The 23,792-nt window shown below is 39.2% G+C and carries 16 protein-coding genes; 10 read left to right on the top strand and 6 right to left on the bottom strand.

Annotated elements, in window-relative coordinates; genetic code table 11:
* Nucleotides 1–105 precede the first annotated feature (105 nt).
* The 4 genes from F3G98_RS05455 to F3G98_RS05440 are packed head-to-tail and all read left to right on the top strand — an operon-like array spanning nucleotide 106 to nucleotide 2,638.
* Nucleotides 106–786, top strand: a complete 681-nt coding sequence (locus F3G98_RS05455) for an NlpC/P60 family protein (protein ID WP_103608078.1) — start codon at nucleotides 106–108, stop codon at nucleotides 784–786.
* Nucleotides 770–1,345: a rhomboid family intramembrane serine protease gene (locus F3G98_RS05450; protein ID WP_149725878.1), complete on the top strand. Its 576-nt coding sequence runs from the start codon at nucleotides 770–772 to the stop codon at nucleotides 1,343–1,345. The genes F3G98_RS05455 and F3G98_RS05450 overlap by 17 nt, the downstream gene beginning before the upstream one ends.
* On the top strand, nucleotides 1,332–2,144 hold the full coding sequence (locus tag F3G98_RS05445; RefSeq protein WP_149725842.1) for a ferritin-like domain-containing protein: 813 nt from the start codon (nucleotides 1,332–1,334) through the stop codon (nucleotides 2,142–2,144). The genes F3G98_RS05450 and F3G98_RS05445 overlap by 14 nt, the downstream gene beginning before the upstream one ends.
* Nucleotides 2,141–2,638, top strand: coding sequence for a SixA phosphatase family protein (locus F3G98_RS05440; RefSeq protein WP_103608081.1), 498 nt, complete (start codon nucleotides 2,141–2,143; stop codon nucleotides 2,636–2,638). The genes F3G98_RS05445 and F3G98_RS05440 overlap by 4 nt, the downstream gene beginning before the upstream one ends.
* 784 nt (nucleotides 2,639–3,422) lie before the next feature.
* Here F3G98_RS05440 and F3G98_RS05435 read toward each other — a convergent pair.
* Genes F3G98_RS05435 through F3G98_RS05415 form a run of 5 tightly spaced genes read right to left on the bottom strand, consistent with a single transcriptional unit; the run spans nucleotide 3,423 to nucleotide 10,479 of the window.
* Nucleotides 3,423–3,914, bottom strand: coding sequence for a flagellar protein (locus tag F3G98_RS05435; RefSeq protein ID WP_103608082.1), 492 nt, complete (start codon nucleotides 3,912–3,914; stop codon nucleotides 3,423–3,425).
* Nucleotides 3,915–3,918: 4 nt separating this feature from the next.
* Complete coding sequence (locus F3G98_RS05430) at nucleotides 3,919–5,265, bottom strand: TolC family protein (protein ID WP_103608083.1); 1,347 nt, start codon at nucleotides 5,263–5,265, stop codon at nucleotides 3,919–3,921.
* Between the two features lies 1 nt (nucleotide 5,266).
* Nucleotides 5,267–7,195, bottom strand: coding sequence for a MacB family efflux pump subunit (locus F3G98_RS05425; RefSeq protein WP_103608084.1), 1,929 nt, complete (start codon nucleotides 7,193–7,195; stop codon nucleotides 5,267–5,269).
* Nucleotides 7,196–8,392 (bottom strand): efflux RND transporter periplasmic adaptor subunit, encoded by a 1,197-nt coding sequence (locus F3G98_RS05420; RefSeq protein WP_103608085.1) that lies wholly within the window; start codon nucleotides 8,390–8,392, stop codon nucleotides 7,196–7,198.
* 53 nt (nucleotides 8,393–8,445) lie between these two features.
* The gene (locus tag F3G98_RS05415; RefSeq protein WP_149725841.1) at nucleotides 8,446–10,479 is read right to left on the bottom strand and encodes an ATP-dependent helicase; all 2,034 of its coding nucleotides are present in this window, start codon (nucleotides 10,477–10,479) and stop codon (nucleotides 8,446–8,448) included.
* A gap of 65 nt (nucleotides 10,480–10,544) precedes the next feature.
* Between F3G98_RS05415 and pbpC the strand changes: the two genes are divergently transcribed.
* From pbpC to F3G98_RS05390, 5 genes are all read left to right on the top strand, one after another.
* The gene (gene pbpC / locus F3G98_RS05410) at nucleotides 10,545–12,713 is read left to right on the top strand and encodes a penicillin-binding protein 1C (protein ID WP_149725840.1); all 2,169 of its coding nucleotides are present in this window, start codon (nucleotides 10,545–10,547) and stop codon (nucleotides 12,711–12,713) included.
* Nucleotide 12,714: 1 nt separating this feature from the next.
* The gene (locus tag F3G98_RS05405) at nucleotides 12,715–17,838 is read left to right on the top strand and encodes an alpha-2-macroglobulin family protein (RefSeq protein ID WP_149725839.1); all 5,124 of its coding nucleotides are present in this window, start codon (nucleotides 12,715–12,717) and stop codon (nucleotides 17,836–17,838) included.
* Between the two features lie 119 nt (nucleotides 17,839–17,957).
* Complete coding sequence (locus F3G98_RS05400) at nucleotides 17,958–20,582, top strand: valine--tRNA ligase (RefSeq protein WP_149725838.1); 2,625 nt, start codon at nucleotides 17,958–17,960, stop codon at nucleotides 20,580–20,582.
* The gene (locus F3G98_RS05395) at nucleotides 20,582–21,538 is read left to right on the top strand and encodes a methionine ABC transporter ATP-binding protein (RefSeq protein WP_103608090.1); all 957 of its coding nucleotides are present in this window, start codon (nucleotides 20,582–20,584) and stop codon (nucleotides 21,536–21,538) included. Before F3G98_RS05400 ends, F3G98_RS05395 begins: the two co-directional genes overlap by 1 nt.
* Nucleotides 21,538–22,212 carry a methionine ABC transporter permease gene (locus tag F3G98_RS05390; protein ID WP_021086223.1) on the top strand — a complete coding sequence of 225 codons (675 nt, stop codon included), beginning with the start codon at nucleotides 21,538–21,540 and terminating at the stop codon, nucleotides 22,210–22,212. Before F3G98_RS05395 ends, F3G98_RS05390 begins: the two co-directional genes overlap by 1 nt.
* Here the strand turns inward: F3G98_RS05390 and F3G98_RS05385 are convergent.
* Nucleotides 22,201–23,160, bottom strand: a complete 960-nt coding sequence (locus F3G98_RS05385; protein WP_103608091.1) for a permease — start codon at nucleotides 23,158–23,160, stop codon at nucleotides 22,201–22,203. The genes F3G98_RS05390 and F3G98_RS05385 overlap by 12 nt on opposite strands.
* A 102-nt stretch (nucleotides 23,161–23,262) precedes the next feature.
* Between F3G98_RS05385 and F3G98_RS05380 the strand changes: the two genes are divergently transcribed.
* On the top strand, nucleotides 23,263–23,598 hold the full coding sequence (locus F3G98_RS05380; protein ID WP_103608092.1) for an ArsR/SmtB family transcription factor: 336 nt from the start codon (nucleotides 23,263–23,265) through the stop codon (nucleotides 23,596–23,598).
* Nucleotides 23,599–23,792 lie beyond the last annotated feature (194 nt).

Genomic DNA, 23,792 nt, shown 5'->3' with positions numbered 1-23,792 from the left:
GATTATATTGTTTTTAAACTTAGAGTAAAGAAAACAGGGCGCTATTTTCGCTTTATTTACATTTAAGAGTTAAAATTACGAAAATTAATTATTTTGGATAAAAATATGTTAAGTTTAATAAATAAAAGAATATTTTTTGCACTTTGTATCGCACTTTTTACAGGTTGTTCTTTCACCTCAAATGAGCCTAAAATCCCACAAAATGACTACAATCAAACCGTCTCTACAAATGAAGACTTTAGCAGACAAACTTCAAGTGAGCTTTTAGACGAAGATGACGGCAGAGCAGATAAAGAATTTGGTTCATTTTTTAAAAAATACTTAAACACTAGAGCAGGGGGCGACTGCTCAGGCTTTGTATCTATCGTAAATTCAAAATATAAAAATATGTATTTTGATGAAAAAACCATCAATAACTACTACAGCAAGGGTGGCAGAAAATCAAAAGCCATCTACAACTTTTATGAAAGCCAAAATTTAATCACTCATAAAAATCCAAAAAAAGGCGATCTTATCTTCTTTTCAAACACCCTTGGCAAAGGCATACAAAAAAATAAAGACAAGAAAAACGTCACTCACGTTGGTATCGTGACAGCCATACTTCCAGACGAGACGGTGAAATTTATCCACAACTCTGGTGGCAGGATAATCCACAGCTATATGAATTTAAAACAAAAAAACACGCATCTAAAGGGTGATAAAGAGATAAATAGCTACGTTGTAAGGTGCTCAAACGCTAGCTGCCTTGCGGCAAATAGATTTGCTGGATATGGCAAAGCTAAGTAGCCCAGCTACATTTGCGCTTATCATTTTAAATTTAGCTGCATTTTTTAGTCTCACCTTTTTGCACTCGCGTGAGCTATGGCTCGCGCTTGGCTTAAATATCTATTTTTTAGAAAAACTCTATCTATTTCAGCCCCTCACATCTATCTTTATACACGTAGGCACAGCTCACCTGCTCATGAATATGCTCTTTTTATATCAAGTCGGCACGATGAGCGAGCTATATCTTGGCACGAAGAAATTTATCATTTTTTATATTGTTGGCGGCGTTTTGACGCAAATTTTAAGCTTTATTTATATATATTTTGCATTTGAAAATGAGAAATTTATAAATTTAGTCGGTGCAAGCGGTGCTTTGTGTATGCTCTTTGGCATGCTGGCGACCTCGGTGCTTTACTCCGATAAAAAGGCGTGGTTTGGCTACTTTGCCATCGTTGTCGCTATGAGCTTTTTGCCACTACTTATGGGCATAAATGTCGCATGGTACGCGCACTTTATAGGCTGGGGCATTGGCTGTTTGTATGCTAAATTTTACTTAAAGAGAGCAGATGAGATTTTTTGATGAGATCTGGGACATTTTAAACGAAGGCGACGTGGAGCTTAAATTTTTAAAATTTGAGCTATTTTACGAGAAATTTAGATCAAATTTGGATATTTGTTTTGATGAAATTTCTGCGCCAAATGAGCTAACTACGCCATGCTACGCTAAATTTTGCGACGTCGTTAGTATGAAAGAGCTAAACAAAAAGGTAAAGCCAAAAGATAAAAACCTAAATTTCATCCACTCAGTCGCTCACATCGAATTTAGCGCTATCGACATCGCGCTTGATGCTTGTTATAGATTTAGAGGGCTGCCAAGGGAGTTTTACGAGGACTGGCTGGAGGTGGCTGAGGATGAGATCAGGCACTTTTGCATGATAGAAAATTTACTCACAAAACAAGGCGGCAGATACGGCGAGCTAAGCGTGCATGACGGCCTTTTTATCGCACTTCAAAAGACTTCAGATAGGCTCACTAGCCGCATGGCGCTACTGCCAAGATATATGGAGGCAAACGGGCTTGATGCAAACGCTCACATCATCAAAAGGCTAGAAGCTGAGGGCGGGCAAGAAGAGCTCATAGAGTGCCTAAAAGTCATCTTAAAAGAGGAAGTCTCTCACGTTTATAAGGGCGATAAGTGGTTTAAATTTGCCTGCAAAAAAGAGGGCGTCGATGAGAAAAGCTACTTTGACATCATCTTAAATTTATATCCAAATTCATTTAAAAGCATGAGAGAGATCAACGAAAAAGACCGCTTAAAGGCAGGTTTTAGCGAGAAAGAGCTTAGTTGGATAAAGAATTTCTCAAAGGAGAGATCATGAGCAAAATTTACTTCATGAGGCACGCAAAAGCAGTTGATGAGAACAAAGACGGCGCAAAAGACGCTTCAAGAGAGCTTAGCCCAAAAGGAAAAGAGGACGCTAAATTTATGGCTAGCAGGCTAAAAATGTATGACGTGATGCCAGGAGCTATCTTTTCAAGTAGTGCTAAAAGATGCGAGCAAACAGCAAAAATCATCGCTAAAACTTTAAAATTTAAAGAAAAATCCATAGAGATAAAAGACGAGCTTTACGACATAAGCTTTGAGGATCTTTTGGAGTTTGTAAGAAATTTAGATGAAAATTTAGATGAAATTTTCATCATCACGCACAATCCTAGCATAACTGAAATTTGCGAATACCTAAGCGACTCATCAATTGATAATATCCCAACTTCAGGCATTTTTTGCATAGAGTTTGAGTCTGAATTTAAAGAGCTAAAAGAGGGCAGTGCAAAAGCTTTATTTTTTGACCACCCAAAGAAACATCAAAGATAAGTTTTAGAAAAAACGCAAATTCATTTATTGTGATCTGACAGGCATAAAGATTTGATTTTTCAAATGCAAGTTTTGCTTTTGAACCAAAAACATTTTCTACTCAAATTTTAAAATTTATCACTCCAGTTTTGAAAATTTAACCATTTCAAGCTCAAATCACCAGACATAAAAGCAAATTTAAAATCAACCATAATTGCAATACCAAAATATGATAAAAGGTAAAATGCAAGATATTTTATATATTTTGTATTGAAAACTGTAATTTTCAAATTGATATTTTAAAATATTTATTCTGCTCTTTTTAAAGTTTTAAATAGCTATATTTGGCTAGGTTTTGCATTTTATCTTTTGTGTGATCTAAATTTATCCATTAAATTTGGTGTAAAAAAATTTGTAAGAAAATGAGTTAAATTTTACACTTTTCAAAAATTGTGAAATTTGCATTTATCTTATACATAACTTAAAACTTGTGCTTCTTGCTCTAAAAAGTAGCACAACCCTTGAAAAGTAGCGATAAATGTAAATAAAGCACTTGCTCAAGCTGGCATTTTGGAGGCAAATTTAATCCAAAGCAAGTGTTTTTCTAAAAGTTAGTAGAACAATCTTACACATGCTAAATTTAAGAGCAGTATAAAAAAATAAGAACAATCCATGATTTTTGTTTTTGTGCGCCAAATATTGAAATTGCGCGTTAAATTTTGGAGTAAGGGGTTAATTTTACTATTAAAAGCAACTATAAAAACCCAAATTTGTATTTGTACGTTGATGTATGATATTGGGCGATTTAAATTTTATCGTCAAAAAGTATGCGGATATTTAGTGTGTAATTTTTTGGCATAAAAACTGGTGAGTCTAAAATTTCAAGTACGCTGTCATCAAATGAGAGAAATTCCACTACTCTGTTGCGTTTGTTGTCAGTTTTTATGCTCATATCGGCTAGGCGAAGTATCTTTACGATCTGCATTTTATCTGTCGTCCATTCACAAAAAGCTAGAAATTTAGAGTCCTTTGAAAACAAAAAGCAAGCAGTCGCTCTCTCGCTAAGTAAAATTTGATGAGTGCTGCCATCTTTAACTAAATTTTGATCCAAATTTGGTAGCGTTTTTGCGTGGTTTAAGAGCTCGTTTTTTAAATTTAGATAGTGCTCGCCATTTATAAAAAGTCGTAGCTCGCCAATGATTGGAGCGCCCATAGCGACTTCGCAGCCTTCAAATTTGGCACTAAAATTGCCATCATTGCTACACGCATTTGCCTCGTAGTCCCAAGCTGAGCTCATAAATTTACCTATTAAATTTACCTGCCATGGCTTTGTAGATATTTAGCTCGTCTTGTAAAAGCGTGTATTTTGCTTTTAAAAGCCCTATTTTGGCCTCTAGCTCGCTGTTTTTAGCCTCTAAAAACTGCTTTAGCTCGACCTTGCCGTAGGAGTATTTTAGCTCGTAAATTTTTGAAATTTCCTCGTAGTTTTTTATCTGCTCTTGATAGTTAGTAAGTAGTGCTTCGTCGTTTAGATAGCCTTTATAAAATGCGTCTATCTCGTTTAGCGCGCTATTTAGTGTGCTTATGTAGTTTAGCTTTGCAAGCTCGAAATTTGCCTCGCTAACCTTTAAATTTGACTTTAGCTTATGGTAGTTTAAAAATGGCAAATTCAAAGCGATGTTTCCATTTATAAATTTAAGACTAAAGGCTTCCTCTTTTTTGTCGGTGCTGCTTTTGAGGCTGGCTCCTAGTGTGATGCTTGGATAAAACTCTTTTTGGCTCGCTTTGTAGTTCAAGATGCCCTCTTCTATGCGGTAAATGGCCGCTTTTAGATCAGGGCGGTTTGCTATGGCGCTTGTTGGCACATCCAGATCAACGCCCGCACTTTTTACAGGGCTTAGCGTGAGGCCTTCAAATTTAAGCTCAAATTCTGGCTTCTCATTTAGCAAAATCCTAAGCGTTTTTTTAGCACTCACTAGCTCTTTTTTGGCACTTTCTATCTTATTTTGAGCGCTTAAGAGCTGCGAGTTTATCTGTTTTAGGCTTAGCGCCTCCTCTTTGCCAAGCTTAAATTTAAGCCCAACTATCTCATTTAGTTTGTTATAAATTTCTAAAATTTGCTCATAGGTTTTTATGCTCTCGTTTAGATATAAAATTTGAAAATAGGCATCTGCTACTGAGTTTATGACGCTTAGTTTGCCAGCCTCCAGATCAAATTTAGTAGCCCTTGCTTCAAACATCGCTGCGTCTTTGCTGTTTGCTAGCTTTTGCCAAAGATCAAGCTCGTAGCTAAGCCCTATGCTTGAGCCAAAACTTCTAGTGACCGCGCCACCCTCTTTTATGTTTTTGCTACTTGTTGCCTCGATGCCAGCGTTAAAGCTAGGGATCAAATTTGCCTGCAAAACGCCAGCCCCAGCGAGTGCTTTATTTACATTTATCGCAGCTTTTGCAAGGTCGGTGTTGTTTTTAAGCGCAAGTTCTACAAGCTCATCAAGGTAGCTTTGCTCATACTGCTTCCACCAAGAAGTGTCTAAATTTAGCTCACGGCTTGCATTATCTTCAAGTAAAATTTGCTTATAGTTTTCATCTATATTTTTAACAGCGCAGCCGCTTAAAACGAGCACTAAAGCTAAGCTTAGAAATTTCATATTACTCCCTTGAAAGCGCATCTATTGGATTTAGTTTTGAGGCGTTTTTGGCAGGCATGTAGCCAAAGATGATGCCAATCGCCATTGATGTGACAAGTGCAAGCACAATCGAGCCGTTTGAAAAGATCATGCTAAAACCGTTTAAGAAGTTGTTAAAGACGTAGCCGATAGCGTAGGATAGGACGATGCCGATGGCTCCGCCTATTAGGCAAAGTAGCACCGCCTCTATCAAAAACTGCTGCAAGATGTTGCTCTGTCTGGCTCCGATCGCCATTTTTATGCCTATCTCTTTGGTGCGCTCGGTGACTGATACTAGCATGATATTCATCACACCTATACCGCCAACTACGAGCGAGACGACGGCGATACTTGAGATGAGAAGGCGCATGGTGGAGATGGTCTCTTCGATCGTTTGTTTTATACTGTCTGAGTTTCTTGTAAAAAAGTCCTTTTTGCCGTGCTTGATCTCTAAAAGCTCGCTTAGGCTCTTTTCGGCGATTTGCGCATTGACACCTTCATTTACTTTAGCTGTGATCGAGCTTATAAATTTATCCCCAGTGACCTTGTTTAGCACAGTCGTGTAAGGGGCGTAAATTTTAAGCGTGCTTGAATCTCCCATCTTAAAATCATCCTTTTGCAAAACGCCGATAATGCGAAGTGGCTTTTTGTTAAAAAGTATGATTTTGCCGATAGGATCATCATTTTTAAAGATACTATTTTTGGTGTTTTGATCGATTAGAGCGACTGAATCAGAGTTTAAAACCTCGTCATCATCGTAAATTCTGCCCTCTTCTAGCTTTAGCCCATTTACGTCAAAGCTCCCTACTCCACCACCTTTTAGGCTCGCACTTAGCGAGATATTTTCATAGGTTAGCACGCCTGAGGTGCTTGTATTTGGCGTGACTGAGTCCAGAAAGGACTGCTTAGCAAGCATGTTTGCGTCGCTAATGGAGAGCGTTTTTACCTTGCCTGAAAGCATATCGCCAAAGCCTTTACCGGGCATGATGTCGATCGTGTTAGTGCCGATCTTTCTAATGCCAGCTAAAATTTGCTCCTGCGAGCCTTTGCCAAGGGCCACGACGCTAATGACCGCTGTGATACCTATAATAATGCCAAGCATGGTAAGAAGCGATCTTAGTTTGTGCGCTAGCATCGCATTTACCGACATTTTAAAGCTCTCAATTAGCTGGTCTTTATAGTAGGTAAATTTGCTCTTTTCTGGCTGAGTTTGCTTGCTAGCTTCATAAATTTTGCTATTTTTGACATTGTCGCTTACGATGTTGCCATCTTTTATCTCGATCACCCTACTCGCATACTCTGCGATCTTTGGGTCGTGCGTGACGATGATGATGGTGTGGCCTTTTTTGTAAAGATCAACTAAAATTTCCATCACCCTTAGCCCACTTTTGCTATCAAGCGCGCCTGTTGGCTCATCAGCCAAGATGATCTCACCGCCATTCATCAGCGCCCTTGCTATGGAGACCCTTTGCTGTTGTCCGCCTGAGAGCTTGTTTGGCAAATTTTTCGCTTTTTCGCTAAGACCAAGAGAGTCTAAGATCTCCATCCCTCTTTTCTCTCGCTCGCTCTTGTTTGCACCTGCGTAGATGCTTGGCAGCGCTACGTTTTCAAGAGCGTTCATCGTGCTAAGCAGGTTATATCTTTGAAAGATAAAGCCAAATTTATCCCTTCTAAGCTTAGCAAGTGCGTCGCTGTCAAATTTAGATATATCTTTGCCGTCTAGCAAATACTCGCCGCCACTTGGGCTATCTAAGCAGCCAAGGATGTTCATCAGGGTTGATTTACCAGAGCCAGACTGACCGATGATAGCTATAAATTCGCCCTTTTTTATCTCTAAATTTATGCCATGCAAGATCTCTATCTCGTTGTCACCTAGCTTAAAGCTTTTGGTGATGTTTTTTAGGCTTATCACTTAAAACTTCTTATGTTCTTTTGCGATCATCTTAGCGATCTCGCTTGATGAGCCTTGAGATGTGATGATCTCATCGCCCTCGTTTATGCCGCTGATGATCTGCGTATCGAGGTTATCTTTTATGCCAGTTTTGACCGCTGTTTTTACTGGCTTGCCATCTTTTAGCAGATAGACAAAAGTGCTGTTTTCATCTTTTTTGATGCCGATGCTTGGCACGATGATGGCGTCCTCGACGTTTGCTATTAAAAGCTCGTTTTGTGTGGTCATGCCTATTCTTAAAATTCCATCTTTATTATCAACGATGCTTTGCGCGTAGTAATAAACCGCCGAGCTACTGCTTGAGCTACTTGAGTATGAAGACTTACTGCTGCTACTTGAGCCGTAGCTGCCATCACTTAGCGTAGTAAGCCCCGGGTCGATCGAGCTAACAGTCGTTTGAAATTTCTTCGTTGGCTCAGAGAGGATCGAGTACTCAACTGGCGTGCCGACTTTGATCTTTGTGATGTCGCCCTCTGCTATTTGCATCTTCATCTTTACATGGCTAAGATCAGCGATATTTACGATAGTTGGCGTAGTTTGGTTGGCATTTACAGTCTGGCCCTCCTCAACCTGCACGCTTACAACGGTGCCATCTCTTGGAGCTGTGATCTTTGTGTAGCCTAAATTTATCTTAGCCGTGCTTAGCTCGATATTTGTCTGCTTGATCTGTGCTTCAAGCTCCTTAATTTTGGCGCTATTTGCACTATATGTGTTTTTTGCACTTTCAAATTCTTGCTTTGAAGTGGCGTTTTTGGCAAAAAGTGCATTTTCTCTATCAAACTGCGTTTTAGCGATATTTAGAGCTACTTTTGCGCTTTCAAGCTGGGCTTTATAGATAGCAAGCTGAGCTTCTTTGTTGTCAATGCTATTTTGCTGGGTCGAACTATCGATACTTGCGATCATATCGCCCTTTTTTACCTGATCTCCAAGCTTAACGTAGAGCTTTTTTATCTGACCGCTCACCTGAGCTCCCACGTCGATTAGCTCGGTGGCGAAAATTTCTCCAGTCGCATCGACTTTCTTACTAAATGAGCCCTTCTTTGCCTTTTTGGTGATAAACTCCACCTTTTCGTCTTTTATCTTAAAAAATTTATCGTAGATAAAATATCCACCGACGCCTAAAATAAGTAGAATTATTAAAATTTTAGTTTTTTTCATCGCTTCTCTTTGTAAAAAATTGGTAAATTCTACTTCACAAGAGTAAATACTCTTTAAGCTTCCTCTTTTGCCATGCCAGCCTCTATCAAAAACCTGCTTGGCTGATAAGTCACCTTCTTTATCTTGTCGTATTTTGCATAGCTAAGATATAGCTCGTCTTTAGCCCTTGTTACTGCTACGTAAAAGAGCCGTCTCTCCTCTTCTAGGCTACCGCCCATGCTCATTAGCTTTAAATTTGGAAAGCGGTTTTGCGCGAGATCTACTATGAAAACTTGGTCAAACTCAAGCCCCTTGCTCGCATGCACGCTAAGCAAGCTAACGCCCTGCCCTTCGCTCATCTCGTTGCTTCCAAGGGCTAAGAAGTTGTAAAATTTGCTGATATCTTGATACTTTTTAGCTAGCTCGCTTAGCACCACACTTTTTGCCATTATGCGCTCTTTGACCTCTTCTTTGAGCGACAGATCGACGTTGCCATTTTTTAGAGTTGCCCTTTTTGTGCTGATGTTTTCGACGATGAGAGAGTAAATTTTGCTAGTTTTTATCTCATTTATCATCGTGGCTGGCTTTGAGATATTTCTCATGCCTCTTAAAAAGTTGTAAATTTCATATAAAAACTGCGCCCCACTCTCACTTAGCTTTTGTAGTTTTAGCACAGGGTGGCCCAGGAATTTATCGCTAAAACCAAGCTTAGAAAACCTCGAAACCTCGGCAAATTCGTCAAGATCGTCAAAAAGGCCTAGCTGGTAGTTTCGCCTTTTGTTTGATGAGATATTTACGCTCTCGTCTGGCTCAACTATCCCTTTTATCAAATTTCCATGTCCAAGCTTAAGAAGTGCATCAAAAATTTCTTTGCTAACTGCGCTGCCAACGCCCCTTGCGTATTCGCAGATGTGGATAAATGCCATTATATCTTTTGGATTGACATAAATTCCCATGATGTCGATGAGCGCCTTGATCTCACGGCTCTCAAAAAAGCTCACCCCGCCCTTTCGCTTTGAGCCGATGCCTCGCTCTTTTAGCGCGACTTCTATGCCGTCCGCTGATGAGTTATTTCTAAAAATTATGGCGATATTTTCTCTATTAAATGGCGAGAACGAGATGATATCAGCGATATTTTGATACTGATCAAAAAGCTCATTATAGACAAGCAGCCTTGGAGGCTTGAAATTTCCCTCGCGGCTAACTGTGAGGTGCTTTTCATAAAGCCTTGGGTTGTTGTTTATGACCTTGTTTGCAAGGGCAAGTATGCTTGAGCTTGAGCGGTAATTTACATTTAAAGCATAGATATTTGCGTTTGGGAAGCGATCTTTAAATGAGCCAATGATCTCGATATTTGCGCCGTTAAATGCGTAGATGCTCTGGTCAAAATCGCCCACGCAAAAGAGGCTCTTTGTCTTAAATGCGTCTATTAGGCTGCCTTGAAGCGTGTTTGTATCTTGATACTCGTCGATCAAAATTTCATCATAAGCTAAATTTGCCCCATTTTTTAGCTCATCACGCATTTTTATGAGAAGGTCGTTAAAATCAGCATAAGAAAATTTAGCCTTTTCAGCCTCAAACTCCTCTAAAACATCTTCATAAATTTCAGCATAAACGCCCTGCTCTTCGCTCTTATCGCTTATCCATTTGCCAAAAGTGGTGCCTTGCTCGCTGTTTTGAAAGAGCGAGTAAAGGTCGTATAGATAGGCTCCGCCGTAAGGCTTGACGTCGCTTAAATGGTAAAATTTACGCCTCTCAACAAGACTTTTTAAAAGCGTCTTTAGCTCGCTTGGCTGCTTTAGCGTGACGCCTTTATCAAGGCTTTTTAAAAGCGAAAATGAGACCGAGTGGAAGGTGCCTGCGGTGATTTTGGAGGTGATTTGTTTATCAAAATATCTATTTAAGCGCTCTATCATCTCGCTTGCGGCTTTGTTAGTGAAAGTTAGAAGCAAAATTTTCTCTGGCGCAACGCCTAAATTTAAAAGATGAGCGATGCGAGCGACTATGGTGCTAGTCTTGCCAGTGCCAGCTGAAGCGATGATGAGATTGTGTCCAAATGGCGCAGTTGCAGCGGTGTATTGTTCTTTGTTTAACCTAGATAAGGGCATGTCTTCCTCTTTTTTAAAAAGGCCTAATTATAGCTACTTAAACTTTAACAGCTATAATTACGCGGATGAAAAAGTTTAAATTTCTAAAATTCCTTGCCCTATTTTTGGCTTTAATGGTTGCTATTTTTTTGATACTGGATCAAATTTATCCACTAAATTTAGATGCGCTCAAAAAAGACGAAGCCAAAATTTTGCTTGATAAAAATGGCGAGATCATAAATATGAAGCTTAGCAGCGACGGAATTTGGAGATTTCACGAGCAAAGCTTCCCAAACTCGCTAAAACAATGCGTAGTTCTCTTTGAAGATAGATACTTTTACTACCATTTTGGCGTAAATTTTGCCTCCATTTTTAGAGCATTTTTCCACAACCTAAGAAGCGACAACCGCATAGGCGCTAGCACTATCACGATGCAAGTAGCTAGGATGCTGGAGCCTGGAGATCGAAGCTATAAAAACAAGATAAGAGAAATTTTTAGAGCATTTCAGCTCGAGCTTCACTTTAGCAAGGATGAAATTTTAAATTTATACCTAAATTTAGCCCCATATGGCGGCAATATCGAGGGTGCAAAGGCGGCAAGCTTCTTTTACTTTGGCAAAGAGCTAAACGAGCTTAGCTACGCTCAGGCCGCACTTTTAAGCACGATCCCTAAAAATCCAAATAAAAATAGACTTGACCGCGTCTCAAACATAAACGCCCTAAAAAACAGGGTCATAAAGATGCTTTATAAGGCAAATTTAATCGACCTTAGTGCCTTTAAAAGGGCTCAAGCAGAGCCATTTAAAAATGTAAGGATAAGAGCTGTCGTAAATGCAGGCGACTACGCAAATGTCGCTTTTAAAAACCAAATCGTAAAGGCAAGTTTGGATCTAAATTTACAAAAAGATATGCTTAAAATTTTAAAAGATGCGATGTTTTCGCTAAAGGCTAAAAACGCAAATAACGCCGCAGCTGTGGTCATCGACAATAAAACAATGAGCGTTGTTGCATTTATCGGCTCGCATGATGAGCGCGCACGTGATGGCAAAAACTCAGCCCTAAATATGAAGCGAAACACCGGCAGCACACTAAAGCCTTTTATCTACTCTCTTGCGCTTGATAGCGGTCTTATCACGCCAAATTCGCAGCTAATTGACACGCAAATTTATGTAAATGAATATGTGCCAAAGAACTTTAGTAACGACTTTTTAGGGCTTGTAAGCGCAAAGGACGCTCTAAATTTTAGCCTTAATATCCCAGTTATAAATTTAGACTTAAAGCTAAAAGACAACTCGCTTTATGAGCTGCTTGAAAAGGTAAATTTAGTTGATGAAAACAAGGAGTTTTATGGCTCCTCAATAGTTTTAGGTAGTGCTGAGATGAGCCTGCTTGATCTTGCGCATCTTTATACGATATACGCAAATGATGGCGTTTATAGGCCGCTTGAGTTTGCTGGCAAAAACTATAAAAATGAAGATAAAAACATAACCCTCATCTCGCCTCAAAGCGCCTATCTAACTGCTAAAATGATGAGTGAAGCTTCAAGATCATATCTAAAAAATGCTTGGCAATACGCGCAAAACACGCCAAAGATCGCCTTTAAAACAGGCACAAGTGCAAACTCACGCGATCTTTACGCCATAGGTGTCAATGAAAACTACACGGTCGCTGTCTGGGTTGGCAACTTTAACGCTGAAAAAACTGACAAACTAACTGGGCTAAATGACGTTTCAAAGATCGTTTTTGATATGTTTAAGCTCATCGCTCAAAAAAGAAATTTAAGCTTTATGAGCGAGCCAGAGGGCATCGAAAAAGTGCCGACCTGCCTTGATGCTTTTAGCTATGAAACGTGCAAAAAAACTGCGCTTGATGATAGGATAGTTGGAGTTAAACTGCAAGATAAGTGCGAGAGTTTAAGAGGCGAGGAGCTTGAGTTTTTGATAAAAAATGGCTTTTTAGACAAGAACGAGGTCAAAAATAGCCCTTGTGCTGAAGTTTTCAAAGACAAAAAGCCAGTTTTTGCCTATCCGTTTGATGGCGAAGAGATCGTGACAGATGAAAATGTAACACAAATTATGCTAAAATGCTACGCGTTTTTAGGTGATGAAATTTACCTGAAAGTGGATGATTTGAACTTTTCTAAGATAGAAAATGCAAGCGAAAAAAGGCTAGATCTAACTCTTGGCGAGCACACTTTAAAATGCCTTGATCAAAACTCAAATCAAAGTGAAATAACAATAAAAATAAGGAGATAAAATGCAGCAAAAAGCGCTACTTTTAGCACTTTTAGGAGCAGTAAATTTATATGCTTTAAGTCTAAATGGCAATGTCGAGGTAAAGTCGCCTTTAAGCGTGGAATTTGGACTAGAAGATGATGTAAGCAAAAATCTCATAGGCACGCTAAGCGAGAAAAAACTCATCTCGTGCGAGCCAGCGCTAAGCGGCACGGTGAAATTTAACGCTCAAAGTCTTACGCTTTTTACAAAAGATATGCACGCAGGCGTAGAGTATAGCTGTAAGCTAGAAAATGGCAGCAGTGCTAGCTTTGAGACGAAAGAATTTGCGCTTGAGAAGATAGAAAAGCTCACTGATAGCAAATTTATCCTTAAATTTAATGACGAAGTTAGTGACGAGCTTGTGAAAAAAATAGCCGTAAAAGGTGCAAGCTTTAATGCCTTACAGCTCTCTCAAAACAGCTTTGAGCTTGATCTTGATAAAAATATAAGCGAGCCTGTTTTTGAGTTTGGAGAAAATTTTGAGAGTAAATTTGGCGCTAAGCTTGCAGGCGATGGCGTGGTGAAATTTAGTGAGCAAGCAAGCAGTGAGAGCGTAAATATAAATGCTGAAGCAAAGAGCTTTGAGATAGCTAAAATCTATCCAACTAGCCTGGATAATGGCATCTTGGCATTTAGAATTTATCTAAAAGAGTGGCTAAGCGATGATAATAATCTAAAGAAATTTATAAAGATAAAAGGCGTAAAAAGCTTTAGTATAAGCGACGTGGCATATAAAAATGATGATGAAAATGGCGCGCCAAATTCTGAGCTTGAGGGGTATGATTATTGCATCGATATCATAAGCGATGAGTTTAAGCCACAAAATAGCTATGAGATCACGATAAAACCAGGCTTTGGAGATGATAGAAATGTTGTAAGAGAGGCCAAAACCTACGAGGTGGTCGCTAGCAACTTCACTCCATTTGCAAATTTCACAAATGAAGAACCTTACATCTCAAGCGTGGGTGAGATCGGCATTAGAAGTGCAAATTTACCTGAGCTAAATGTGAGCGTTGAAAAGTTAAGCGATCAAAATTTTAGATACTTTTTAAATTTCAACGACAATAACGAAGATCTAAGCAACTTTAGCTCAAAAGTAGCAAGCAAAAGCTACAAGCTAGAAGGTGCATTAAACGAAATTTCACTAAACAAGATCAAGCTTGACTTTGCAGGAGCAGGAGACGGCGTCTATAAGATAAGCTTAAACTACGGCAAAGATAAGAGCATCTCAAAGGTCGTCTATCTAAGCGACATCGCCATAAATGCAAAGCTTGGCAAGGATGAAATTTTCATCTTTGCAAACCGCCTTGGCGAAAATACAATGCTACCAAACGCAAATGTCAAAATTTATGGCAAAAGAAACGAAGAGATCGCAGTTGGCGCGACAAATGACGTTGGTGTATTTAAATTTAACAAAAAAGATATCTACAAAGAGGTCTCATCGATCGTCGTCTCACTTGGCAAGGAGCAAAATTTCCTCATCATAAAAGATGGCGAAGCACTAAATGAGGCAAAGCTCATCAGCCAAAATCCAAGCGAGAGCATCGACGCTTACACGCATTTTGCCTCAAATATCATAAGACCAAACGAGAGCCTAAAAGGAGCAATTTATCTAAGAGATAGGGACTTTAACCCGCTTAAAAATATGCCAGTTAAGATCAAATTTATCGATCCACAAGGCAAAAGTAGCGCCCAGATCACGCAAAATACAAATGATGTTGGCATGATAAATTTTGAAAAAGAAATTTTAAGCGATCTAAGCGGTAGATTTAACATGCAGATAATCTACGCTAGCAAGGTGATAACAAGCGTGCCATTTTACGTCGAGAGCTTCGTGCCAAACAAGATAAAAAATGACATAGCCATAGATGCGGATAAATTCTTTGCAAATGAGCTAGTAAAGGTAAATTTGACAAGTAGCTACCTCTTTGGCGGAGCAGCTAGCGACCTAGCTGGCAGTATGCAGGTTAGCTTCTTTGATGATGAGTATAAAAATAGCGAATTTAAAGAGTATAAATTTAAAAATGACACCTTAAAAGCGGCTGCTTATCCAAGCATAGAAAATGATCTAACTCTTTCAAAAGATGGCAAATCAAGCCAAATGATAGACCTTAGCTTTAACACCAAAAACGCACCTTCAATAATAAAAGGCGTCATAAATTTCAACGTAAATGACGATGGCAAAAATGTAAGTGACGCAAAAAGCTTTACACTCTATCCTTACAAAGATATGGTTGGCATCGCTGCTAGCACGGCATTTGCTGATCCAAACGAAGATGTAAAGATAAGAACAGTCGTCGTTGATATGCCAAGCCAAAAGGCAGTGAAGTCAAATTTGAAATTTGATGTAAAACGTGTCTCATGGCAGTATCAAAGGGACGCAAACGGCTATATAAAATGGATCCAAACGCTTGAAGATGTGGATAGTTTTTATAAAAATAGTGGCGAGTTTAGCTATAAATTTACGCAAAGTGGCTCATACGTCATCACTGCTACAAATTTAGTAAGTGGCGCGAGCACGAGCCTAGACATCGATGTGAGCGGTTATAACTACTCAACCCTAGCGCCTACAAAAGAGCTTAGCAAGTCTCAAATCAAGCTAAACAAAAGCGTCTATAAAAAAGGCGACGAACTAAGCGCAGACATAAGCTCAGCGATAAAAGAAGGTATCGCGCTTGTCACACTTGAGGACGCAGGTGTCAAAGCCTACAAGGTCGTCAAGATCAAAAACAACTCAGCAAACGTTAAATTTAAGCTAGACTTTGACTTTAACGGCCTTTACGTGAGCGCAAATATCTACCGCATGACCGACGCTGGACTAACTCCGTTTAGAACCTACGGCAAGGTCTATGCAAATGGCGATAAATCTTCAAGAAAGATAGAGCTTAGTTTAGATGCGCCAAAAAGTGCAAAGAGCGATGAAAATATCAAAATTTCACTAAAAACAAAGCCAAAAGTTTATCTGAATTTATTTATCACAGATGTTGGCGTGCTTGATATCACTTCACAAAAACCAGCCGATCCGCTTAAGTTTTTTGACAAAATTTTACCTGATGGCGTCTTTGACTACGATATCTATAATATGCTTACAAACTACAAGGTCGAGGGCAAAACGCTAAGCTTTGGCGGTGATGCTGCGGCGATGGCAGTGGCGGCAAAAATGGCAAAACATGCAAGCCCAGTTGATAGCAAAAATGTAAAAACTTATGCAAATTTAGTGAGCCTTCAAGCAGACGACAAAGGCGAAATTTCATACGAATTTAAAACGCCAAATGGCTTTAACGGCGCCATTAGAGTAGATGCTGTGGCAAATGACGCAACTGCGATGAACGCCGTAAATAGCGAGATAAAAGTAAAAGATGATGTGATCATTAAGCCAAGCGCTTTGCTTTATCTTTTAAAAGGTGATGAATTAAGCGCAAACTTAAGGCTTATAAATACGACAAATGCCGACAAAAACCTTACTATAAATGTAGCATCGAGTAAAAATTTAAACATCAAAACGCAAGAAAATGCTAACCTAAAGCCATTTGAAAACAAGGCGTTTGTGCTTAAAATTTCAGCCCTTGAAACAGGTGCTGGCGAATACAATGTCACAATAAGCGACAAAAATAGCTCAAAAACGCTTCAAAATTTACTAGATGTCGTTAGCCCTTATACGATCAGCACCTACGCAAAGAGCAGCGTCTTTGACAAAGAGAGTAAAATTTCACTACCAAAAGGCTATCACGATGTAAGCGTTGATGCGTCAAGCTCGGTCTCAAGCGTGCTTTTAGCAGCTTCTAAAAATTTAGTAGAGTATCCTTACGGATGCGCGGAGCAAAGAAGCTCAAGACTGCTTGCACTTTTAAATTTAAAACCAAAAGATGAGCTTGAAAAAAGCGATCAAAAGAGATTTATCGTTAGCGGCATAGATGAGCTAGTCAAGATGCAAAAACCAGACGGCAGCTTTGGCTACTGGAGCGATCTAGGTGAGACAAATGCATTTGCAAGCATCTTTGCAACAGACGTGCTTCTTGACCTTGAAGAGGCAGGATATGATGTAAGTAAAGGCGTCAAACAAAATGCTCTAAACTCTCTTTTAAAATACGCAAACAACGACCTTGAGGCGCTTTACGCACTTTATGTAAGCTCACGTGCAAATATGGCCGATAGATCGGTTTTAAATAAAATTTATGACGACAAAGCCTACAACAAAACAGCACTAAGTAAATACCTAATGGCAGCAGCTTTAAAGCTAAACGGACTAGGTGAGGAGGCAAAGGTCGCGCTAAAAGATATCAAAAATGCTAAAACAAGCGAAGAAAATGCATCTGATTTTAGCTCAAAAGTAAGAGATAACGCCTTTATCTTATACTTGCACGCAAAATACTTTGAGAAAAACGACTACTCAGACGACCTTGCAAATTTCTTGATAGTAAATTTAAATGAGCTAAGCTCAACGCAAGAGCGTGCATTTACGCTAAGAGCGCTAAATGCATACTTTGGTAAAGATAACGGCGAGAAAAATAACAAATTTAAGCTTAGCTACAACGGCGCAAGTAAAGAATTTGACGGTCTTTTAAGCACGTCATTTACTACAAAAAATGGCGAATTTAGCATCGCTCCACTAGGCTCAAACAAGCTTTATGCGACTATCTTAAGCTACGCTTACTTGCCGCTTGATATTAGGCATAAGATCGAGCCAAAAGAGCTTGATATCTACCGCGTTTTTGTTGATGAAAAAGGCAAAGAGCTAGGTCTTGACAGCCTAAAAGTAAATGACGTCATCTACTCAAAAGTGGTGATAAACTCAAAAACAATGGTAAGAAACGGTGTGATAAACGAGATCGTAAGCAGTTGCTTTGAGCCGATAAATGAAAATTTAAGTAACTTTAGCAAGAGCTTAAAAAACAGCTTGCAAGTTGAGTATAAAAGCATAAAAGATGACCGCGTGCTAAGCTTTTATACGCTTGGTAGCGACGAAAAAGACGCCGTGCTTTACACACCTTATAGAGTAAGACTTGGTGGTAAATGTTCTCTTGGTGCAGTTACAACTGAAAATATGTATAACGAAAGACAAAACGACTACGACTTAGCTGTGAGAAGCTTTAACGTCAAATAGCTATTTAAACTTCGGGGCGTTTAACCGCCCCAAGCCCATATTTCCCCACTTTTGCAAAGATTTTTTTAAACAAATTTTAGATAACATTAAGCATTTTTTAAACGAAAGAGGATACAAAAGTGGCAGAATTTTACAATGCAAAAGAGATAGAAGACAAATTTTATAAAATTTGGGAAGAACGCGGATATTTCGAGATAGACGCAAACAAAGATATCCAAAAAGATGGACGTAAATTTTGCATTATGATGCCACCTCCAAACGTGACTGGCTCGCTTCACATCGGACACGCCCTAACCTTCACGCTCCAAGATATCATGACTCGCTACAAAAGAATGGACGGCTACAAGACGCTTTGGCAGCCAGGACTTGATCACGCTGGTATCGCTACTCAAAACGTCGTTGAAAAGCAGCTACTAGCACAAGGGATCAAAAAAGAAGAGCTTGGCCGTGAGAAATTTGTAGAAAAAGTGTGGGAGTGGAAGGAAAAAAGCGGCGGTATGATCGTCCATCAGATGCGAAAACTTGGCATCACTCCGGCTTGGTCACGCCAGAGATTTACTATGGATGAAGGCTTAAGAAAAGCTGTGAAAAAGGCCTTTGTAAATTTATACGACAAAGGGCTAATAGTTCAGAAAAACTACATGATAAACTGGTGTACGCACGATGGCGCACTCTCTGACATCGAGGTCGAGCATAAAGAAAATAAAGGCAAGCTTTATCATTTGAGATACTATTTTGCAGACAAGCCAAGCGAATTTGTTGTTGTTGCGACCACCCGTCCAGAAACATATTTTGGTGATACGGCGGTAATGGTAAATCCAAACGACGAGCGCTATAAAAATTTAATCGGCAAAAAAGTTGTACTACCTATCATAAATAGAGAGATCGAGATCATCGCAGACGAGCACGTTGATATGGAGTTTGGAACAGGCCTTGTTAAGGTCACGCCTGCGCACGATCAAAACGACTACGAAGTTGGCAAAAGGCACAACCTTGAGTTTATCACTGTATTTGACGAAAAGGGCATCTTAAACGACAAGTGTGATAAATTTGCAGGTCTTGAGAGGCTTGAGGCTAGAGATATCGTCGTGGCCGAGCTTGAAAAACTTGGCAATGTTGAAAAGATAGAGGACTACGAAAATCAAGTAGGCTACTGCTACCGCTGCAAAAACGTCGTCGAGCCATATATCTCAAAGCAGTGGTTTGTCAAAAAAGAGATCGCAGACGAGGCGATACAAAAGGTCTCAGAGGGCCTTACTAAATTTTACCCGCCGCACTGGATAAACAGCTTTAACGCGTGGATGAGAGAGCTAAGAGACTGGTGTATCTCACGCCAGCTTTGGTGGGGACATCAAATTCCAGTATTTTACTGCGACGAGTGCGGTTATATGTGGGCTGACGAGGGAGAGCCGTGCGAGTGCAAAAAGTGCAAAAGTAAAAACATCCACCAAGACCCAGACGTGTTAGATACGTGGTTTAGCTCTGGTCTTTGGCCATTTAGCACGCTTGGCTGGGGCAATGAAAATGAGCTAAAAAATGAAAAATGGTTTGAAGGCGATTTGGCTGAGTTTTATCCAAACAACCTTCTCATCACTGGCTTTGATATATTATTTTTCTGGGTTGCTAGGATGATGTTTCAGGGTGAAAACGCCCTTGGTAAGCTACCATTTGACGACATCTACCTGCACGCGCTTGTAAAAGATGAGTTTGGCAGAAAGATGAGTAAAAGCCTTGGCAACGTCATCGACCCACTTGATAGCATAAATGAGTATAGTGCCGATATATTGCGCTTTACGCTGACACTTCTAGCCGTTCAAGGACGCGATATCAAGCTAAGTGACGCCAAGATGAAGCAGGTAAGAAATTTCACCAACAAGCTTTATAATGCGAGCAAATATCTCATGCTAAATGAGAGTAAATTTCCAAATTTAGAGGATATCAAGCTTGAAACAAAGCTTGGAATTTATATGAACAGCCGCTTCAACGAGTGCGTGAGAGAGGTGCGCGAAAACATCGACGCCTACCGCTTCAATGACGCTGCAAACACACTTTATAAATTCCTTTGGGATGAGTTTTGCGACTGGGGCATTGAGCTAAGCAAGGCTGATAAAGCGAGTGTAAAAGAGCTTGGAAGTATATTTAAAGAGGCGATGAAACTGCTAAATCCTTTTATGCCGTTTCTCTCAGAGTATCTATTTCAAGAGCTTAGCGGCACACAGCTTGAAAATGCAAAATCAATAATGGTTACGAGCTATCCAGAGATAAAAGAGCGAAATTTAGAGGTTGAGAAGAAATTTGAACTAGTTATCGAAGCGATCGTGGCTATTCGCCGTGCAAAAGCGACCATTGATCTTGGCAACTCAAAGATCGCAAAAGCCTTTGTTAAATTTAACGAAAAAATCGATCTTAACGAGGTTAAAGAGTACATCAAGCTGCTTGCAAAATGCGAAGAGATCGGCTTTGTAGATGAGAAAATCGAAAATTCAATAAGAGATGTGAGCGAAAATTTAGAGGCATTTGTCCCACTTGAAGGGCTTGATATGAGCGGTATCATCACAAGACTAAGGTCTCAAAAGACAAAGCTTGAAAAAGAGATAGCCAAACTCTCAGGCATGCTAAATAACCAAAATTTCGTAGCAAACGCACCAAAAGAGGTCATAGAGACAAATAAAGAGGCTCTGCAGAGCGCTGAGGCTAAATTTAAAAAAGTATGCGAAGAGTTAGAAGCTCTTGGAGAAAAATAGTGATAAAAATAGAAAATTTAACCAAATTTTATGGTGATACGCAGATCCTTTTTGATATAAATTTAGAGGTTAAAAAGGGTGAAATTTTTGCTATCGTGGGACACAGCGGTGCTGGTAAATCAACGCTTTTAAGGTGCATAAATGGCCTAGAGAGCTATCAAGGTGGCAGCTTAAAAGTCTTTGATCAAGAGATAAAAAATTTAGATGAAATGCAACAAAGAATTTTAAGACGAGATGTTGGGATGATATTTCAGCATTTTGCCTTGATGGCTAGAAAAAATGTCTTTGAAAACATCGCTACTCCGCTTAAATTTTGGGGCTACAAAAGCGATGAAACTGAAAAAAGAGTGAGGGAGCTTTTAAATTTAGTCGGTCTTGAAAGCAAGGCAAAGAGCTATCCAAGTGAGCTAAGTGGCGGTCAAAAACAGCGTGTGGCGATCGCCAGAGCGCTTGCTTTAAATCCTAAAATTTTACTAAGCGACGAGGCGACTTCGGCTCTTGATCCAAACACGACAAATCAAATTTTAGAGCTGCTTGAAAAGATAAACAAAGAGCTAGACATCAGCGTCGTCATCGTCACGCACGAGATGGAGGTGGTAAAATCGATCGCAAAACGCGCGATACTGCTAGAAGGCGGCAAGATAATAGGCTCTGGAAGTATCGAAGAGCTATTTTTAAAGCCAGATGAGAAGATGAAAGAGTTTTTGGGTGAAGTTGAAATTTTGCCAAGCACTGGCACAAATATCAGGCTATTTTTCCCAAAAGAAGTGGCTCAAAACAGCGTGATCACGCACATGGCAAGAAGCCTAAATATCGACTTTAACATAGTCTGGGGCAAGCTTGAAAAGCTAAACGACAACGTCCTTGGCTCACTTGTCATAAACATAGATGAAAAAGATAAAGAAAACGTGCTTAACTACATCAAGCAAAGTGGCGTTTTGTGGGAGGTTGCTTGATGTTTGGTATTGATTTTTCTAAATTTCCAGATGTTTTCTCTAGGATACTTTTGCCAGCTATCGGCGAGACGCTATATATGAGCATAGTCTCTACCCTACTCGCCTTTGCCATAGGCCTCATACCTGCGGTTTTGCTCATCCTTTCAGACAAAGACGGACTAAAGCCAAACAAACAGCTTTATTTTGTACTTGATATCGTTATAAACGTGCTTAGAAGCTTTCCGTTTATCATTTTGATCATCGTGCTCTTTCCGGTCACAAAAATGATCGTAGGCACAAGCATCGGCACCACAGCTGCGATCGTTCCGCTAACTATCGGAGCGGCTCCATTTGTGGCAAGGCTCATTGAAAATGCTCTAAAAGAGGTTGATAAAGGCATCATCGAAGCTGCTCAAAGCTTTGGTAGCTCGAAATTTCAGATCATCTTTCGCGTTATGTTTGTAGAGGCGCTTCCTGGCATCATCTCAGCATTTACGCTAACGCTTATCGTAAATATCGGCTTTTCAGCGATGGCTGGTGCAGTTGGCGGTGGCGGACTAGGATCAGTCGCTATAAACTACGGCTACCAGAGATTTCGCCCAGATATCATGCTCTACACCGTGGTTATTCTTATCATTATGGTTCAAATTTTCCAAGTTTTAGGCAACTATCTCTATAAAATTTCAAAAAAATGATTTTAAAAACATTGCAAATGCCAATGCCACACATAAGATAAAAGCGATAAAAATTGCCATAAATTTTGGCTTAAAAAACCTATTAAGAAGTATGATTTCCGGCAGGCTAACCCCTGCCGCCGTTATTACAAACGCTCCAAATGCGGCCGCACTAGCACCCGAGGTAAGAAGTGCTAAGCCAATTGGCACTAGCGCTTCTACTCTAACATAGAGCAAAATTCCAAACAATGCCGAAATAAGTATCGAGGCGATGTCGCTAGAACCAAGGTAGTTTGAGATAAGCTTTTGCGGAACAAATCCGTGTATAGCGGCACCGATAAACATCGCAAGCAGTATGTAATAAAATAGTTTTTTATACTCTTTTACCGAGTTTAAAAGCGCCATTTTGTAAATATTTTTACTATTTTTTATATCCTTGCAAGAGCAAGCTTGCGTCTGATTAACGGGTGTAAAAACAAAGCCTTTAGTTGGATTGTTTGGGCTAAATTTTGGTTTTAAAAAATCATCTTTTAAAAATAGATTTTGATCTGCTTTTGATAACAAAAGACCAAAAGCAAGCGATGAGATAAAAATGACCGTAAAATAAATAATGCTAAATTTAAACCCAAAACTCATAAAAAGAAGCGTTAAAATTACAGGATTAACAAGCGGAGAGCTTAACAAAAATACGCTACTAACGCCAAGTGATACGCCGCTTTTTAAAAACCCATTTAAAAGCGGTATAGTAGAGCACGAACAAAACGGCGTAATAGCACCAACCAAAAACGCCTTGATAAAGCTTGAAATTTTTGTGCTTATAAGGTGTTTTTTGAGTTTTTGACTAAATTTTTCAGATACGATAAATACCAAAAAAGAGACACAAAAAAATAGTAGTGAAATCTCTGTAAAATAAAGTATAAAAAATTTGATAAACTCAAATATATTGTGTTGATTAAAAAGATCGAGCATTTTTTTACCTTTAAATTTTTTATATGATTATATACTAATATAGGAATATAGTCAAGTGTAAATTTAGTTCTTTTAAGTTAAAATCATAAAAAAGGTATAAAAATGCAATATGTTGATATTCTTGCGCTAAAAAGCGAATTTATGAGAGTTTTGGCTCATCCTGTTAGGATCGGGATAGTTGAGGTTTTAGGTGATAAAAAGATGAGCGTAGGTGAAATTTGCGAGCTTTTAAATAAAGAACAAGCAACGATTTCAAAGCATCTTGGGGTATTAAAAAATGGTGGAATTTTAAAAAGTGAGAAGTCCGGACTTAATGTTTTTTACTCGGTTGATATTTGCTGTTTGCCAAATTTTTTGGAATGTTTAAAAAATATTTTAGAGGAAAAAGCAGCCAAAAACTCAAAAAATGCAAGAGGTGTCATAAAAAGTCTAAGATAAATTTCTAAAATTTATTTTTTTTTAAACTTTATTTATTTAGAATGCGCGAAATTAATTTTAGCTGAAAGGACAAAAGATGAAATCAGATATGTGCCAGATGTGCCGCCTACTAAAAAATGCGTCGTCGAAAGACTAATCTCTAAGCACAGAATTTCTTTTTAAGTGCTTAGAAAAAGCTTAAGCGCTTAAAAAGA

Source organism: Campylobacter concisus (genome assembly GCF_902460895.1).
Classification (GTDB): Bacteria; Campylobacterota; Campylobacteria; order Campylobacterales; family Campylobacteraceae; genus Campylobacter_A; species Campylobacter_A concisus_BC.
This window is presented reverse-complemented; position numbering and strand designations above follow the sequence as displayed.

Bases quoted from the DNA above. Each gene is read 5' to 3' on its own strand.
- F3G98_RS05455 (WP_103608078.1), top strand. From the start codon at position 106: ATGTTAAGTTTAATAAATAAAAGAATATTTTTTGCACTTTGTATCGCA.
- F3G98_RS05450 (WP_149725878.1), top strand. From the start codon at position 770: ATGGCAAAGCTAAGTAGCCCAGCTACATTTGCGCTTATCATTTTAAAT.
- F3G98_RS05445 (WP_149725842.1), top strand. From the start codon at position 1,332: ATGAGATTTTTTGATGAGATCTGGGACATTTTAAACGAAGGCGACGTG.
- F3G98_RS05440 (WP_103608081.1), top strand. From the start codon at position 2,141: ATGAGCAAAATTTACTTCATGAGGCACGCAAAAGCAGTTGATGAGAAC.
- F3G98_RS05435 (WP_103608082.1), bottom strand. From the start codon at position 3,914: ATGAGCTCAGCTTGGGACTACGAGGCAAATGCGTGTAGCAATGATGGC.
- F3G98_RS05430 (WP_103608083.1), bottom strand. From the start codon at position 5,265: ATGAAATTTCTAAGCTTAGCTTTAGTGCTCGTTTTAAGCGGCTGCGCT.
- F3G98_RS05420 (WP_103608085.1), bottom strand. From the start codon at position 8,392: ATGAAAAAAACTAAAATTTTAATAATTCTACTTATTTTAGGCGTCGGT.
- F3G98_RS05415 (WP_149725841.1), bottom strand. From the start codon at position 10,479: ATGCCCTTATCTAGGTTAAACAAAGAACAATACACCGCTGCAACTGCG.
- pbpC (WP_149725840.1), top strand. From the start codon at position 10,545: ATGAAAAAGTTTAAATTTCTAAAATTCCTTGCCCTATTTTTGGCTTTA.
- F3G98_RS05405 (WP_149725839.1), top strand. From the start codon at position 12,715: ATGCAGCAAAAAGCGCTACTTTTAGCACTTTTAGGAGCAGTAAATTTA.
- F3G98_RS05390 (WP_021086223.1), top strand. From the start codon at position 21,538: ATGTTTGGTATTGATTTTTCTAAATTTCCAGATGTTTTCTCTAGGATA.
- F3G98_RS05385 (WP_103608091.1), bottom strand. From the start codon at position 23,160: ATGCTCGATCTTTTTAATCAACACAATATATTTGAGTTTATCAAATTT.
- F3G98_RS05380 (WP_103608092.1), top strand. From the start codon at position 23,263: ATGCAATATGTTGATATTCTTGCGCTAAAAAGCGAATTTATGAGAGTT.